This window comes from Pseudoalteromonas sp. 3D05, from assembly GCF_002723455.1.
In the GTDB taxonomy this organism is placed as follows: Bacteria; Pseudomonadota; Gammaproteobacteria; order Enterobacterales; family Alteromonadaceae; genus Pseudoalteromonas.
Genome location: NZ_PDUS01000001.1, coordinates 46007 through 63234, shown reverse-complemented (window position 1 = coordinate 63234; position 17228 = coordinate 46007). Strand labels below are relative to the sequence as shown.

14 protein-coding genes are annotated in these 17228 nt (G+C 41.3%); 8 read left to right on the top strand and 6 right to left on the bottom strand.

The annotated features are described in order from the left end of the window. Positions 1-213: 213 nt before the first annotated feature. Positions 214-2691 (bottom strand): hypothetical protein, encoded by a 2478-nt coding sequence (locus CSC79_RS00305; protein ID WP_099292797.1) that lies wholly within the window; start codon positions 2689-2691, stop codon positions 214-216. Between the two features lie 67 nt (positions 2692-2758). Between CSC79_RS00305 and CSC79_RS00300 the strand changes: the two genes are divergently transcribed. The 4 genes from CSC79_RS00300 (at position 2759) to ppiC (ending at position 7698) form a co-directional block, all read left to right on the top strand. Beyond that, positions 2759-4510, top strand: a complete 1752-nt coding sequence (locus CSC79_RS00300) for an MFS transporter (protein ID WP_099292795.1) — start codon at positions 2759-2761, stop codon at positions 4508-4510. A 19-nt stretch (positions 4511-4529) separates the two neighbouring features. Beyond that, complete coding sequence (gene ygjK / locus CSC79_RS00295) at positions 4530-6884, top strand: alpha-glucosidase (protein WP_237113928.1); 2355 nt, start codon at positions 4530-4532, stop codon at positions 6882-6884. Positions 6885-6959: 75 nt separating this feature from the next. Then, positions 6960-7376, top strand: a complete 417-nt coding sequence (locus tag CSC79_RS00290) for a DCC1-like thiol-disulfide oxidoreductase family protein (protein ID WP_099292793.1) — start codon at positions 6960-6962, stop codon at positions 7374-7376. A gap of 43 nt (positions 7377-7419) precedes the next feature. After that, the gene (gene ppiC / locus CSC79_RS00285) at positions 7420-7698 is read left to right on the top strand and encodes a peptidylprolyl isomerase PpiC (RefSeq protein WP_058561577.1); all 279 of its coding nucleotides are present in this window, start codon (positions 7420-7422) and stop codon (positions 7696-7698) included. 58 nt (positions 7699-7756) lie between these two features. Here the strand turns inward: ppiC and CSC79_RS00280 are convergent, their stop codons facing one another. Further along, complete coding sequence (locus tag CSC79_RS00280) at positions 7757-9169, bottom strand: TIGR00366 family protein (RefSeq protein ID WP_099292791.1); 1413 nt, start codon at positions 9167-9169, stop codon at positions 7757-7759. 567 nt (positions 9170-9736) lie between these two features. Here CSC79_RS00280 and CSC79_RS00275 point away from each other — a divergent pair. Next, the gene (locus CSC79_RS00275) at positions 9737-11071 is read left to right on the top strand and encodes an AarF/ABC1/UbiB kinase family protein (protein WP_099292789.1); all 1335 of its coding nucleotides are present in this window, start codon (positions 9737-9739) and stop codon (positions 11069-11071) included. A 69-nt stretch (positions 11072-11140) separates the two neighbouring features. Here the strand turns inward: CSC79_RS00275 and CSC79_RS00270 are convergent, their stop codons facing one another. Further along, the gene (locus CSC79_RS00270) at positions 11141-11611 is read right to left on the bottom strand and encodes a DUF2846 domain-containing protein (RefSeq protein WP_099292787.1); all 471 of its coding nucleotides are present in this window, start codon (positions 11609-11611) and stop codon (positions 11141-11143) included. Positions 11612-11860: 249 nt separating this feature from the next. Next, on the bottom strand, positions 11861-12511 hold the full coding sequence (locus CSC79_RS00265) for a DsbA family oxidoreductase (protein WP_099292785.1): 651 nt from the start codon (positions 12509-12511) through the stop codon (positions 11861-11863). Positions 12512-12717: 206 nt separating this feature from the next. Here CSC79_RS00265 and CSC79_RS00260 point away from each other — a divergent pair, with 206 nt between their 5' ends. Next, positions 12718-13179: a hypothetical protein gene (locus CSC79_RS00260; RefSeq protein ID WP_237113927.1), complete on the top strand. Its 462-nt coding sequence runs from the start codon at positions 12718-12720 to the stop codon at positions 13177-13179. A gap of 15 nt (positions 13180-13194) precedes the next feature. Here CSC79_RS00260 and CSC79_RS00255 read toward each other — a convergent pair whose 3' ends face one another. Together CSC79_RS00255 and CSC79_RS00250 are read right to left on the bottom strand one after the other, a co-directional pair. Next, positions 13195-14412, bottom strand: coding sequence for a Xaa-Pro peptidase family protein (locus CSC79_RS00255; protein WP_099292781.1), 1218 nt, complete (start codon positions 14410-14412; stop codon positions 13195-13197). A 22-nt stretch (positions 14413-14434) separates the two neighbouring features. Continuing rightward, positions 14435-15724, bottom strand: coding sequence for an FAD-dependent oxidoreductase (locus tag CSC79_RS00250; protein WP_099292779.1), 1290 nt, complete (start codon positions 15722-15724; stop codon positions 14435-14437). Between the two features lie 269 nt (positions 15725-15993). Between CSC79_RS00250 and CSC79_RS00245 the strand changes: the two genes are divergently transcribed. Then, complete coding sequence (locus CSC79_RS00245; RefSeq protein WP_099292777.1) at positions 15994-16218, top strand: hypothetical protein; 225 nt, start codon at positions 15994-15996, stop codon at positions 16216-16218. A 3-nt stretch (positions 16219-16221) separates the two neighbouring features. Beyond that, a complete protein-coding gene (locus CSC79_RS00240) occupies positions 16222-17223 on the top strand; it encodes a 4-hydroxyproline epimerase (RefSeq protein ID WP_099292775.1) in 1002 nt (333 codons plus the stop codon). Positions 17224-17228: the final 5 nt, after the last annotated feature.

Here is a 17228-nt window from a genome sequence, read left to right as displayed (position 1 = left end):
AATGATAGCCATTATCATATCCGCAACGGGTGTCAAAATCAATAAATCAAAAAGTGGATTTAACAGTAATTTTGTTATTACTTTTGGGTAGTTGTGCAGCGTTATGCACATAGGTGAGGTGGGGATTACCTACACAGTAGAAAAATTATACAGGTGCACTTTTTAAATGAACGCTCTTTGCTATTTTTACAGTAAAGAGCGTTTGAAAGTGAGTTATTTAGTTAAATTAACCGTTTCTATTAAACGAATTGCTTCACCATCGACATCCAAAAGCGCCGTTATGGTGATAAGTTGTGGTTGAGTTGTTGTTGGCACTTCAAACTGATAGTTTTTCTGCTCATAAGGTGCAATGACCACCTCATGTTGTTGTGTGCTGTTTGCACTGAGTTGATTAAACGCAGTGGCATGTAACGTGATTTTTCCCACAGTTTTCCCTGAATAAGGCCCTGTTAGTCCCGTTTTAAATAGCCAATTTCCGTCATTGTTCTTTTGATGAGAGACATTCAACTCAACCCCGTTAAATGGCTTCACCGTGTTTTGTAATGTTGTATTTGCCACAAGCGATTGCCAATACAGCGTTTGGTTGATGATTATTGTGTGTGCGTTTTCATCATGTGGCAGCGCAATGGTGTGAACGCCGGGAGTCAGAGTTTGCTCCAACATAGCAATGTCAATGACACGACCAGAGCGTGATTTCAGTTCAACTTTTGCAGAGAGTTTTACATCAAATTCACTGGGGTTTTTCACGTTTAGATAGGGTTTTGCATGGTGGTATTCAATTGCACTACGTACGCCTGATAGCGTATTAAGCCCATTGTGACTGAGCGTGTTTTGATAACTGTGAGCAACCTTGATCAGAGTATTTTGCACTTCGGAATGTAAATTAGCTTTGGGTATTTTAGCCATCAATTGACTCAACTCTTCATCACAGTTTTTAAGTTTCGTGCTGTGTTGTTGGCACGTTTTAAATACACGTTCGAGTAAATCATAGCCATTAAATAGCCACGGGTTTGTTAGCGTCGCAGTAGCCGTTGGTTGGGTGTTGGCTGATTGATGAGTGTATAAGTAAGGTGTCACAGTATGGTTGTTGTTTTTACTTAACAGGCTTATTTTTTGTGCGTTAAATTTATTTAACTGTGTGCTATTAAGTGGCAAAGTAAAATGCTGTTCGATCACATTATTATCTAGCTCTGCGTTTAACGCCATGGCTATTTGGGTATCAGTTAAATTAAGGTTAAGCCCTAAAGTATGATTTTGTACAAGTGCGGCTTTTATCGCAGGTGAAAGTGCAATGCTTTGTGATTTAAAACCTTTTATATGGTTTGCACTAATCATTAAGCGCTGGGCATCTTTAACAATAAATTTAAGTAACTGATCATCTTGGGGGTTCTCCTTGCCAATAAACGAGGCACGAAATTGTTGGTTTTTTTCACTGCGCTGACCTTGTAAAGCAAAGCCTATTTCGCCTCTGTTTAATTGAGCGGGTTCAAAATTAAGCAGAACAGAAACGTTGTTCTTTTTACTTGCTGTGATTAAATTATTTTTAGCCGGCGCTGGAAAATCCATAACAGGGTGAGTAGCTTGCACTGATGGGTTGATGTCTAGTCGTGATAATTTGGTTGCATCAGTGTTTCGTAACCAGTATGCGTTGCCGTTTTGCTCCCACGGACCATTAACAATGTGAAAGCTAGGCTGCATTGATTGTACAAAATCAGCGAATCCTTGCTCGATCTTTTGCCAATCTTTAAAGGTTTTTTTGAGTAAGGTGTTGGCGGTAGAAAGTGTTGCTTCACTGTGCGGGTTGGCCAAGCGAAGTTGTTCAACGAAGTAGCCAAAGTATTGAGCACGTTCGGGTGAACTTAAAAGGTAATGCACAATAAAAAAGTTAAGGCCGCGCTTTAAAGCAGGGTCGTCATTTATTTGTTCAATAGTAGGCTTGTTTGCACTGTAGTATTGCTTAAGGCCCGTTTCAATGTAGTTCATTGGGGCTCGGTCAAACACCATAACAGTGAGTTGTTTTTGCTCCGGGTCATAAACATGATGGGCAACAGAATCCGCTAACCCTTCAGTGATCCAATTAGGCGCCCATGTTGAGTGGCCGTTTAGTGCCATGTGAAATGCATGCATGGTTTCGTGAATAACAATATAGCGTTGATGGTGTTCGCGGTGGCTTGGGAAATTATACCCAGCGCGATTATAAAACATGGTTTCGCCACCTGCAGTTTTATGAACACCACGTAAAAAGCCATCGTCCAGCATCGCTTCTCGCACTCTGGATCGTGAGCTGCCATACACAACAGCAATACGTTGACGCTCAATATTGGGGGGCGCCATACCAAAAAGAGCCACATAATGTGGATAGGCCATTTCTAGTAGCTCAAGATACAAAATCACTTTTTCTTTTGGTAAATCACTTTTTAATGCGAAATGTTTACTGATCCACCAATTATAACCTCGGCTATTGCCAATTTTGCCATCACTGTATGTATAGGGAATGGTTTTGCCTAAAAACTTAACATCCATTGATTTTAATGTGCTGGTATAACCTTGTACATTAAGATCTACATTTAAGTTTGTCGCTGTTTGTTCAGCATGTTGAGCGCTGATTTGGCTATCAATAGACTGATTGTTAGGGGTTGGTTGGCAGGCTATAAGTGCTGTGGCCACAAATGTGAGTAATAAATTTTTCATGTTCTGGTTGTTTTATTTGCATATTGTATGCAATATAAAATACTGCGTTTAATTTGAAAAGTAAACTATGAATAATAATCAACAATTACAATCATCAGCACAGCATTCGCAAATAGCCACAAACAAAACAGGGTGGCGTGGGTTTGGGCTAGCGTTTTATATCGCTAATACAATGGAAATATTTGAGCGTTTAGCATGGTATGGCTTTTTTGCTGTGTCGTCGGTGTACATGACCACCCCGATTGCTCAAGGCGGAGTTGGCTTTAATGATGCCCAGCGCGGCGCTGTGCAGGGGATTATTCCGTTTTTTTTATATCTTTTACCAGTTGTCACAGGAGCGCTTGCAGATAGGTATGGTTATAAAAAGATGTTTTTTTGCTCATTCATTTTAATGGCACCCAGTTATTATTTTTTAGGTCAAGTAACTGACTTTAATTCATTTTTTATGATTTTAATGTTGGTAGCATTTGGCGCGGCGTGTTTTAAACCTGTGGTTGTGGGCACCATAAGCCAAAGCACAAACGACACTAACCGTGGGCTGGGCTTTGGTATTTTTTACACCATGGTTAATTTAGGCGGGTTTATTGGGCCGCTTGTCGCGGGGTATTTACGCGCCATTAGCTGGGATGCAGTATTTATCATGTCCTCAGCGTGGATTTTAATTAATTTTATACCACTTATTTTTTATCGCGATACAGTAAAAGACCCGCAAAATAACAAAGGGCTTGGGCATGTTTTACAACAAGCTCAACAGGTATTAGGAAATAGCCGGTTTGCGCTTTTACTATTTATGAGCGTAATTATTTTAATGACCGCGGGTGTAAGTTGGTTAAGTTACCCGCAGGTGTTTTCGCTCATTGTAATTTGGCTGGTTACAAATGGCTTGTGGGACAAACTGGTGTGCAGGCAAAATACTACAAAATGGTATTTGCAACGGGTGCATGTGAGTAACCGCAACTTCGCACTTTATTTGGCTGTGTTGACCGGGTTTTGGACCGTATATAACCAATTGTTTTATACCTTACCTTTGTTTATTCGCGACTATACTAATACACAGGATTTAGTGGCCTTTTTAAGCTATTTTGGTCAATCAACGGTTGATTTTTTTGCTTACGTAGATAGCCAAGCGCTAAGTCAAAAATTACATAACCTTGCAGTAAACTACGCAACCACATTAAGTACAAATGTTGATTTTGAAGCAATCCGATTGGAGTTGGTTCACTTAAAAGTCAATGTGCCTGTTTCTGAAATCGCGCTGTTTATCAATCAAGTTAACGCGGGTGGCTTCACTCTAGAACAAAGTAAACAGCTTAGTGAACAATGGCTTGTTTATCGCCAGATAAACCCAGAGTACTTAATTAATTTAGACTTTGCTGCCATTGTATTATTACAAATAGTTGTCAGCGTAAGATGTCAGCATTTTAAAGTGATCTCAGTATTAATAAGTGGCCTAATTGTGACTGCGGGGGCTTTTTTATTATTGCTGTTAATGAGTTCGGGGCTATTATTAACACAATTAGGTGGGATTGTTATGGTGACGGTAATTTTACTCATTGCCTTTGGCGAAATGCTCACCTCACCAAAAAGCCAAGAGTATGTTGCGAGCATAGCGCCTAAAGGTAGTGCAGCAATGTTTATGGGATACTATTTTGTTTCTATGGCATTAGGGTTTTTATTTGCAGGTTTTTTGTCAGGGTGGAGCTATGGTTACTTGGTCAAAACATTACACAGCCCCGAGTTAATGTGGTTACTCTTTGGTTCAATCGCATTAGCAACAGGATTAGGTTTTTATTTTTTAGCGCGTTATAAAAAGGATTAAAGCTGTGAAGGTTAACTACGTGAACATACTTGTGCTAGCTATGCTAATGATGAGTATACAAACAAGTGCAAACAGTGAGCCGAGCTATAAAAATCTCATCAATAGAACGGGCACTCCCTATTACATGCAAGATTTTGAGCAAGGCGGTCATCAACGCTTTAGTCCGCTGTTTGATCTAGGCGCATGGCATGGCCATTTGCTTCCAGATAAAGAGCATGCGGGTGGATTCAGTGGCCCTGCGCTTGTGACAGAAGAATACCTTAATTTTATTGCGCCTTACTTTGAAAAGCTGAGTGTTTATAAAGGCGATAGCATTAACAGCGCGAATAAAATTGAGTTAACGATGCAGGCATACAGTGTGCCTGGCTCACTGGTACAAGAACTCAAAGGGGAAGGAGTAGCGATAACGCTAACTCTTCGTTTTGTCAGTAATCGCACGTCGTTGGTTAAAACTCAAATAACGACACAGCAACCACTCACATTGTATTTTGAAGGTGAACTTGTTAACCACCTAAGTGCGAAAAATGGAAAAGCGATTGATCTTCGTTCACCTTTTAAAGTACACCCTAACTTCTTGCCTAGATGGAATGTTTCAGCTAACAGCCTCATCCTAAATTTTGGTAAAGTGCGTGATTTTGGCCATTTACTCACCTCAGGCAGTTCACAGTTACAGCTGCATAAAACACTGCCTGTAAAAACCACGCATGATGATATGAGCTATTCAAGCCGTGCATATATTGCTAAAAGTAAAACCTTTTTTACCACTTACTCATACCTTCTTAATGAGCAAGAAGAAAAGTCTGAAAAACCTGTTATTGCAGACATTTTAAAGCGGCCAGATTATTATATGACTCGCAGCAAATTACGCTGGCAAGGTTACATCTACCACGCGACAGAGGATATTGCTTCAGAGCAAACACAGTACCTAAAGTTAGCGGTTAAAAGTGTAGAGACGTTGATTAGTAATTGGCGTAGTGCCGCAGGTGCGCTTAGTTATGACACGGTAAGCCCCGCAGTTACAGGGCGCTGGTTTTCTGGCAACCAAACTTGGCCATGGGATAGTTATAAACAAGCATTTGCATTAGCGACCTTTCATCCTCAGTTGGCAAAGCAAAACTTAAATACCGTATTTGAGCATCAAATACATGCCGATGATTCGATAAGGCCATGGGATGCGGGGTTTGTTCCTGACTTAGTTGCTTACAACTTAAGTCCTGAACGCGGTGGCGATGGTACTAATTGGAATGAAAGAAATACTAAACCCAGCTTAGCTGCATGGGCAGTATGGCAAGTGTTCAAGCATACTAATGACAGTGAGTGGCTAGCGCAAATGTACCCCAAACTAGTTGCATACCGTAATTGGTGGTTAAGTAACCGAGACCATAATAAAAATGGCGTGCCCGAATATGGCGCAACCCTCGACAAAGCGCATAACACACCAGATGGTGAGTTAATATTTGAAGTGAAAAAAGAGGCAAAGTGGCATACTCAGCATGGTTTAAAGCAGTATGAAGCTGAGCGTGCAAAAAATGAATTGGCACAAATTAAGGTGCCTGCACAAACAGCCGCTTCTTGGGAGTCAGGCCGCGATGATGCAGGGGTGTTTGGGTTTATTAGCCCTAAACAACTTACTAATTATATTGAGCAAGGTGGCCAAGCCAATGATTGGCAAGTGGGTTTTGCCCAAAACACTAACGTGAATGGAACTTTGGTAGGGTACTCACTATTACAAGAGTCAGTTGACCAAGCCTCATATATGGCCGCAGATAACCGCTACTTAGGAAAAATAGCCAAACAGCTTAACTATCCGCATCAGGCCAGTTACTTTTTAAAGCGAGCTACGCAGCTCAGAGACTATATTAATAACTGTATGTTTGATGATAAAACAGGGTTCTACTATGACATAAAAATAGAGGACAAACCGCTGAATAATGGCTGTGCTGGCAAGCCACTGGTTAAGCGAGGCAAAGGCCCTGAAGGTTGGTCACCGTTGTTCAACCAAGTTGCACGTGTTGAGCAAGCAGATAAAGTGATACAAGTAATGTTAAACGAAAACGAATTTAACACACGTGTGCCACTTGGGAGCGCAGCATTGAGCAGCCCAGCCTTTGGCGCTGACATCTATTGGCGTGGTAGAGTGTGGCTGGATCAACTTTATTTTGGCTTGATTGGAATGAGTCATTATGGATACTGTACTCAAGCGCAACAGTTAAGTGAAAAATTATTAGCCAACGCTGATGGCACCCTATCAACCGCACCCATTCGCGAAAATTACAACCCGCTTACAGGCGAGCAGCAAGGGGCACCAAACTTTTCGTGGAGTGCAGCACACTTGTTGTTAATTGCGCAGAAACAGGGGCAATGGTGCCAATAGCAAGCGTTGCTTATTATGTTAATTTAGTGCATGTTTACTACTAATCAATATTATGAAAGTGCGACTGTATAAGCGATGAATGTTCAAAAGCTGATTCAAAATAAACACGTCATTTTATTTGATGGTCAGTGTAAGTTATGTGATGCATGGTGTAATTTTATTATTAAACGCGACAAAAAAGCGCGTTTTAAACTGTGCAGTGTGCAGTCACACAAAGGCCACGCTGTGCTTAGTTATTTTGGTTACTCGACCGATAACGTGAAAAGTATGGTGTATGTTGATAATGAACACTGCTACACACAAAGTGACGCCGTCATTCGTGTGTTGAGTCAATTAGGTTGGCCATGGCGCGCAGTGTTAATCTTGAATTTAATACCCAAACAATTGCGCGATTGGGGGTATGACCGTGTGGCGTTTAATCGTTATCACTTATTTGGCAAATTTGACTACTGTCGTTTACCTAATCGTGAGGAGCAACGACATTATTTATAATAAATGATAAAATCAGCGCAGTTTAGTTTAGTAGAGATACATTATGGCCAGCACCGCCCATGCACTTCATATTTTGGTTAAGCACAAAGAGCTTGCCGAAGACATTATCAAGCAACTTAAAAAAGGCGCTAAGTTTCAAGTCCTCGCAAAAAAACATTCTACGTGCCCGTCAGGTAAAAAAGGGGGGGATTTAGGAGAGTTCAAACGCGGTCAAATGGTGCCTCAATTTGATAAAATAGCGTTTAATGGTGAAATTCTTGAACCGCATTTAGTTAAAACAAAATTTGGTTGGCATGTCATTAAAGTGCTTTATCGTACTTAAATGAGTAAAACAAAAAACCACCGCAACGGTGGTTTTTTGTTTTTAAAAGTGGCTGCGTTTATCCAGCGATTGCGGTGGGTTGCACATCAAGCCCGTACCCAAACATAACAGCCAGTACCAATACAATTGACGCTGCCGTCATTAATTTTAGTAATAGCGGTAAACAAAAACGGAACCAGTGCCCATAAGGGACACCCGCCATACCTAATATGCCCATTAATACCGCATTGGTAGGAATGATCATATTTGAAAAGCCATCACCAAATTGATAAGCCAACACAGCAACTTGGCGTGGGACACCGACAAGATCGCCCAGCGGCGCCATCAGTGGCATAGTCACGTATGCTTGGCCAGAGCCTGAAGGAATAAAGGTGTTAAGCAAGGTTTGAATGACTAACATGCCAATGGCTGATATTTCAGCACTCACATACGATAACGGCAGTGACATACCGTGCACTAAACTATGTAAAATTTGACCGTCTTCGAGGATTAACGCAATACCTCTTGCCACACCAATTAAAATGGCCGTAGTTACAAGATCAGACACGCCTTCAATAAAGCGATTAGCTGTTTCATCAGCAGATAAACGCCCAAGAATCGCAATTACAGCACCCCAAGCAATAAAGACACCGCCTAATTCGTATAAGTACCATCCCTTGGTAGCAATGCCCCATACTGCAATACCCAAGGTAATAATGAAACTACCTAATATCAGTTTATGGCGCATCGCAAGTGCAGGGTAATGGGGAGTAGCTTTATCATTTAATGGGCACGGCACGTCAAGCATCATTGATTTGCTTGGATCTGCCGCAACACGTTTAGTGTATTGCCATACATGATGAAAACCAATCAGTACAAACGGCACAAAGATTGCCAAACGCAACCATAGACCTGAATATACAGGTACTTCAGCAATTTGTTGTGCAATGAGTACGGTAAAAGGGTTAAACGCCGAGACCCCATAGCCAATACCATAACCGGCAACAATCATGCCTACCGCGGTCATTGCATCGAGTCTCATTGCTTTACATAACGCGACTAAAATTAATACAAAGGGAATGTATTCACCGGCTGTACCAATGCTGCTAGAAGCTAACGCAAAACAAAAGACCACCATAAATATTAAGCGTTGTGGTTTTTCGCCATGGCGTTCAAGTAAACGACCAATAAGTGCATCAACGGTGCCAGTAGCACGCGCAATAGCCAATACGCCACCCACAATTAATACGAAGAAGATCACGTCTTGTGCGGCGGCAAAAGCACGCGGGATAGCTTTTAATAAATCCCAAGGGGTTAAATAATGACGTTCAGCAACAGTTTGATAGGTGCCAGCCATGACCATTTCACGGCCATTTTCAGTCAAAGTGGTATCAAAAAAGCCTTGCGGTACTATCCACGTTGCACCCAATGCAATAACCATCATACCAAGCAGTAAAATCAAAGTATGCGGGACTTTGAAGGTATTACTCATACGTTCTCCATATTTTTTAATTAAGACAGCAAATGACGACATGTGCTGATTTTTGCGAAGGAGAATACCACGACTTACTCGGTCAAAATTAAAAAAGGGACAGTTGTCTGTAAAGGAATGTAACAATAATAGAGCCTGCTTTTAAAAAAGATTTAAAACGCCTTAGTAACTGGTTATTAACATTAACTTTTTAGTTTATGGCGTATACCCAAACCACCTCAAGATGCGAGCGTCGTTGGAATTAAAAGCGATTTAGGCAAGGCATTGATTGCAAGAAATAGTGGTTCTATTGTTAAAATCAATAACGCAGTATAAATCACTTTTAAACCAACCCGTTGGGCGTTTCACAGGAACTTACTCTCATCGTTGTTCCTTCTTAAAAGGGATGGCCATTGTTGCAAAGTAACGCCTTGATATTAAGCCCCTGTGAAACGCTGAATTCTGCATCTTGAGGTGGCTTGGGTATATAAGTAGTGTATTTTTATAGAAGGCTTAAAGGGATCTAAATAGTGTGCCTTGACGTAAGATATACCCAATTAATAAACAGTTTTTTAAGCGTGATAGTGTATGAGTCAGTCAAAATCGGTACCAACATCGCGATTTGCAAGGTTAAGTAAATTTGGCTTACTGGCATCAAAAGTCGCCGGTAATGTGTTGCTTGATGGTGCAAAATCAGTGGCGAAGGGTGAAAAGCTTAATCGGCAATCGTTAATAATGTCTTCTAAAAATATAGAGAATCTTGCCGAACAGCTTGCACAATTACGTGGCGCGGCGATGAAGCTTGGACAGTTATTATCAATGGATTCAGGTGAGCTGTTGCCTCCCGAGCTGAGCCAATTGCTAGCGAGGTTGCGATCTGACGGCCATGCAATGCCACACAAACAACTTGTAAGTGTGTTTAAGTCACAATGGGGAGAAGGGTGGCTTGACAAGCTTTCACATATTGAGCTTAAGCCGTTTGCTGCCGCTTCGATAGGGCAAGTACACAAAGCAAATTTAGAAAATGGCGAAGCGTTGGCGATTAAGGTGCAATACCCAGGCATTGCTAAAAGTATTGAAAGTGATGTTGATAATTTAGCCAGTTTGCTAAAGCTCAGTGGTCTACTGCCTAAGCATATAGATATAGACCCCCTAATAGCCGAAGCTAAGCAGCAGCTGTTGGATGAAGCAGATTACGAACGTGAAGCTGATTTTTTAAAGGTATACCAGCGCTATCTTGCACCGTTTGCGCAATTTAAAGTGCCACAAACCTACCCTGAACTCAGCACAAAACAGGTACTTGCTATGGAGTTTGTAGATGGTATTGACCTTGATGTGTGCGTTGAGTTGAATCAAGCACAAAGAGATAATCTCGCCCGTGATTTAATACAGTTGTTTTTCTACGAATTGCTGCAATTTAATACCGTTCAAACAGATCCTAATTTTGCTAACTATTTATATCAACCTGCTTCAGAAACGGTTGTGCTACTTGATTTTGGTGCAACACGGCCATTACCAAAGGTTATTTGTGACGGTTATTTCAAACTCTTTGCGGGCGCAATCGCGAATGATGAAAAAGAGATAGCACTCGCCGCAGAGCAAATAGGCTATTTTGATAGTCAAATAGACCAGCACTACAAACAAAATGTACTTAACATATTTAAATTGGCGTGTGAGCCGCTTTTAATTGATGAAGCCTATGACTTTGCTGCAAGCCCACTCGCTAAACAAATACGCGATAAAGGCCTTGAAATGAGCACACAAAAACAGCAATGGCATTCACCGCCCATTGATGCACTGTTTGTTCACCGCAAACTTGCTGGCTTGTATTTGATTGCCGCAAAACTTAATGCAAAGGTAAATGTCTATCAGCTGTATCAAGGTTTTTTAACGCTGCACGAACGAGATAATACACAGCCTTAGAAATAAAATGTTTGTTGACCGTTCATTAAAACGGTCAACAAATGAATAAAATAGATAATCTTAAATAAGTTACTCTAATTCAGAGTCGCAATTACCACCTTTTGCCATTCCGAGCCTAAGCACTTCTGATTTCCCCGTTTCCTTGTTAGCAAGCGCTAGGTCTGCACCGCCAACAAAAGCCCCCATTTTTATATATTGCTCAATGAAGTAAAGCTCACCATTTTTTGCATCTATTGTTAAGGTATTTGGTGAAAACTCTGACTCTGTAGAGACTTTCAGTTTTTCGTTTCCAGGTACTTCTTTATAAAAGAAAACACCTTTAGCTGTTTGACCTATGCACTCTTTTTCAACCCACACATCTTTTTTTAATGCCGCGCCAACAAACGTGTCTTTACGGTAAACGTAAATACCAGCTTTGTCTTGTGCTGGTGCATTAAACTCTTTTGCCTTGTTTGCAACTTCTTTTGATTCCATTGGAACTGAAGAACATCCCGCTAATAGTGCTGTTGACATTATTGCTGCGAGTACCGCTGATTTCATTGTACTTCCTTATCATTTTTTATTTTAGAGCAATGTGCCCTATTTACTTAACTGCGCTAATTAGACACTACTATTCATGTTAATTACCCGAAATAGTGAGTGCTTTCGTGCGGTGTATAAATACCAAATTATAGGAGGGGGTGCTACTAAAAAACGCGTAATTAAATAAAATTATATTGGGTTGCTGCATGCAATGCGGTTAGGTTTTAATAATACACCACGTAACTAGCATTACGTGGTGTTAAAGCGTTATTGACTGTCTTGCTCTGCTATTTGCTCGAATGCTTTCACAAATGCATCGCTTGGTTGTCCACCAGTTAGTGCATATTCGTCGTTGATAATAAACGTAGGTACAGACGTTATGCCCATTTGTTGTAAGGCATTTTGTTCGCTACGTACCGCTTGAAAATATTCACCTGAATCTAATATTTCTTTTGCACGGTCTCTATCAAGGCCAACACTTTGCACTACATTTAATAAGCTTTCTTGTTCGTTTAAATACACCAAATCGGTAAAATGTGCTTTAAAGAATGCCAGCTTTAATTCGGTTTGTTTACCTTCAGTTGCTGCCCAAGTTAGTAAACGATGGAGATCAAAACTATTGATCATGATGCGGTTACCATCAAGGTTAAAGGTAAACCCTGCTTTTTCACCCATCTCTAAAATATGCTTTCGATTTGCATCGCCTTGCACTTCAGTTAGGCCATATTTTTGCGCTAAATGTTCATTTAAATCTTGTCCTTCAATGGGCATATCAGGATTCAGTTCGAAGGGCTTCCAGCTTATTTCAGCGTCAAACTTGTCACTCAATTGAGCTAATGCAGATTCAAGGTTTTTATAGCCTATAATGCACCACGGGCACATTACGTCAGAAACAATATCGATTTTTAGCTTTTTCATTGGGGTAGCCTGTTTTGAACAATATAGTGAGGATATGCAGGCACACATCACAAAGTTCAAGGCAACACAGCAGAGATTGTCAATTAAGGTGAGTTCAATGCATTAATTGCACAGTTTCTTACATCTTTAAAACACTCTTGAACAGATTTAATTTTAAAACCCAATAAACTCATTATTAGACAAATGAAAACAATCCAAAGGACAACATGATGAACAAGGTATTTATCGTTTTACTATTATTAACAGGTTGTGCTGCAGGCCCGGGTATTGATCGAGCTGAAGAAAATAGAATAGTCACTGAATATTATGCGCAAGTTCAATCGACAAAAGCGGTTCAGCTTTCGTCAGATGTGTTCAACGGCATGATGATTGGTGCAACAGTAGGGGTAATCGATGAGTTAGATGGTAATCGCGAAGATATGATTGCAGGTGGTATAGCTGGTGCACTGGTTGGCGGTTTATTTACTGCTTTATTTGAAGGCAGTGATGAGGCATACGAATACCAATTATTTACTCAAAAGCAAGGCGAATTTTGGGTTGTGCAAAAAGAGCAATTACCCTCAGATACCCAATGCGTTAAAGTACGTGTAGCAGATAAAGCAACATTGGTAAAAGCACCAAACCAATGGTGCGAAAATAATGAGTTACTAACACGATCAGCCATGTAGGCCGATCGTGAGGTTTTAACCTAAACCAAATGGGTCATCAATACTATGCGCAGGCTCCGTAAACCATTTAGGTCCTTCGTCAGTCATGTAAAAATGGTCCTCCAAACGAATACCAAATTCGTCCGGCACAACCAGCATAGGCTCATTACTAAAGCACATACCAGGTGCAAGTGGAGTTTTATCTCCGCCTACTAAATAAGGCCATTCGTGAATATCCAACCCTATACCATGGCCTGTACGGTGTGGACAGCCTGGTGTTTGATACTCAGGGCCTAATCCTTGTGAAGCTAAGTAATTGCGAGCACCAGCATCGACCGCTTCACATGTTTGCCCAACTTGAGCAACTTTAAATGCAGCAATTTGGGCCGCTTTTTCGTAATCCCAAAACTGGCGTTGACGCTCTGTTGCTTCACCAAACACATACGTTCGCGTGATGTCAGACAGGTAATCATGTACTTTACAGCCAGTATCAATCAATACCATGTCGCCTTTTTTAAGGATTTGTGCATCTTTTACCCCATGCGGGAAAGAGGTGGCAACACCAAATAACACAATACAAAAATAATTACCCGGCGCGCCTACCTTTTGGTGAGCTTGCTTGATGAAGGCTTCCACTTCTGTGGTGCTAATACCTTCGTGTAACATGCTCGCGGTTGCTTGATGTACAGCGAGTGTCATATCCATAGCACGTTGCATTAGTTTCAGCTCATTGGCTGATTTATGCATACGACAATGCGCAGTGACAGGTTGTGCATTAACTAGTTTTAAGCCATTTTGTGCTTTGTTGATGCCATCAAAAATAAAAAACTGGGCGCTTTCATCAATCCCAATTGTGCCATCTTGTGCAATGCCCATCTCCTTGATGACATCGACAAATAGTTGGTATGGGCTTTCATGCTCTTGCCAGCCACGAATTGGGCCATCAATCACTTTAAAGCCATTCAGTGAGCCAATTTCAAAGTAAGGCGCAATGTATTGTACGTCACCTTTGGCGGGTAAAATTGCCCCAACCATACGCTCACTGGCATACCAGCGCATACCGGTAAAGTAAGTTAGGTTTGTGCCTGCATTTAAATAAATGGCATCGATGCCATTTGCTTGCATGTAAGTTTGCGCTGTTTTAATGCGCTCTAGGTGTTCTTGCGCTTGAATGGGCTGCAAATCTTTAGTCATATCACTGAGACTCGCCAGTGCCTGCTCTTTAGATTGAGTACCAATACCTGTGGTCGTCATAATGCTCTCCTCGTTAATGGGGCTATTGTGCGTGTGGGATGGGTGAACTGCAAGCCGCATGCGTTGAAAATCGGCTAATGCAATATGGTTTAATGTCTATTTTTGTAGGGTGTCTTAAACACAGTGATGTAATTAACTCCCCAGTGACCGCACCTTGTGTTAACCCCAAATGTTGATGGCCAAATGCAAAGAAAATATTAGGATGAAAAGGGGCTTCACCAATAACCGGCAATGAGTCAGGTAAAGAAGGGCGACAGCCCATCCATGTACTGTGAGCATGCAATGATGAGGCTGATTTTTTAAGCATCGCTTTAGCGTGCGGCAATAATGCCAGTGCACGTTTGTTGTCCATTTTGCGCTGTGTGCCTGCAAATTCGACCGTCCCCGCTATTCGCAAACCTTGGCTCATGGGGGTCATTATAAAGTTACGCTCAGCAGAGGCGACAGGGCGAGAAAGGCCATAGTTACTTGCTAGCATGCAATGGTACCCGCGTTCAGTATCCAGCGGGACTTTATAACCAAGGGGCTTAATAAGCGATTTACTCCATGCGCCAGCGGCAATAACCACTTTGTCAGCGGTAAATTGCTGTTGCTCGCCTTTGAGTGTATACCCAAGTTCAGCTTGCTCAATCGCGGTCACTTTTTGTTGACAAAACTGCCCCCCAAGGGCAATAAATTGCTCCGCTAATGTTACGCAAAATAAGTGCGGATCAACGCTGTGAGCCACGTCATTAAATAATAAAGCGTGATTAATTGTGGGTGCTAAGTTAGGTTCAAGGTGCTGAACTTGTTTTGAATTGAGCAATTCAACGTTTATATCGTGCGTTTGAAAACTCTCTAATAAGCTAGTTATCTGTTCAATCGGGGTTTTTTCAAAGGTCAGTAAACTGCCTTTTTTAGTGATTAGATAGTCTAAATTATAGTTATTTAGCAATTGGTCATAGGCTGTAATCGCATGTTGATTTAGCGCTTTTAATGCCAACGAGTTGGCTGTATAGGTTTTGTTATTCATATTTTTTAAAAATAACCAAAACCATGGTAGTGCCTTAATGGTATAACGCCAATCAATACGCAGTGGACCCAGTGGGTTTAACAACATAGAAGGGAGCTTTTTCAGTACCGATGCATGCGCTAAAGGAAATACTTGTTCTGTCGCAAAATGCCCTGCATTTCCCTTTGAGCACCCTTGAGCTAAACCGTATTCATCGTACAGTGTGACGGCAAAGCCGGCACGTTGTAAGTTTAGCGCGCAACAAATACCAATCACACCCGCCCCAATGACCCCAATATGTTGTGTACTATGATCTGCCAAAATAATTACCTCTTTATGCAATTCGCTACTTTGGCCGATAAATCATTGCCTATCTCAATATTGCATTTAGTTTTTTAAATTACGAAATATGATTTTTTAACGTTGTTAGTTTAATTCTTTGTTATTTAATTTCAGTTGTTTAACCTTGCTTTTACTGCGCCAAAGACGCTCTTATAAATTAATGAATAAATGAATATCAAAATGGGATATTGATTATTGTATACAATATACTTATCATATCAAGCCTAAACATCAATCAGGTAATTAAAATGACAGTAAATTGGCAAGGGGTCTTTTTAGCAGCACCGACTCAGTTCAATGCATCAGACGCCATTAAATTTGCAACAACAGCAAAGATGATCGATGAGCTAAATAATGAAGGCGTTCACAGTATTATTGAACTGGATGCAGCAAACGAGAACACGACTGCCGTCTCGCTTTTCACGCAAGCAATGACAAACCGTATTGCTTTAACAAAATTTAAGTTGGACTAAGTTATGCTCAAAGGGACCTTTTTTTGTATTGACGGCCATACCTGTGGCAACCCTGTACGGCTAATAACCAGTGGTCACCCGCAATTAAGTGGGGAAAGCATGAGTGAAAAGCGCCAAGACTTTTTGCAAAATCATGACTGGATACGCCAAGCGCTTATGTTTGAGCCTCGTGGCCACGATATGATGTCGGGCGGATTCTTATATCCACCTACCACAGAGGATGGCGATGCGGCTATTTTATTTGTTGAAACATCAGGATGCTTACCCATGTGTGGTCACGGCACGATGGGCATTGTCACGTTTGCGTTAGAGCATGGCTTGTTGCATGCAAACGTGCCAGGAACATTAAAACTCGATACACCGGCAGGGCGCGTTGAAGTCAATTATGAAATGACTGACGGTAAAGTTCAGTGGGTTAAAATTTATAATGTGCCCGCGTACCTAGCACATCAATCAATTGAAATTGAAGTGCCTGAGTTAGGCGCGCTTAAAGTAGATATTGCCTATGGTGGCAACTTCTACATTATTGTTGAACCGCAGGGGAATTATAAAGGCATTGAACACTTAACCGCAGGGCAAATTTTAAAGTACAGCCTACAGGTACGCGATGCCATAAATATAAAAACGAAATGTGTTCATCCGCTTGATTCAACTGTTCAAGGTGCAAGCCACGTTTTATGGACAGGCACACCTAAAAATGCCAGTTCAGACGCCGCCAATGCTGTTTTTTATGGTGATAAAGCCATTGATCGTTCGCCCTGTGGCACAGGCACAAGTGCGCGTATGGCGCAGCTATTTGCCAAGGGGCAATTGGCTCAAGGGCAAAATTTTATCCACGAAAGTTATATCGGCAGCCAGTTTATTGGTTGCATTGAACAGGTAACAGAAATCGCAGGTATCACAGCCATCCTGCCAAGTATTCAAGGTTGGTCTAGAGTGACGGGCACAAGCACGATCACCGTTGATGACGATGACCCATATGCATTTGGGTTTCAAGTAATTTAATCAGG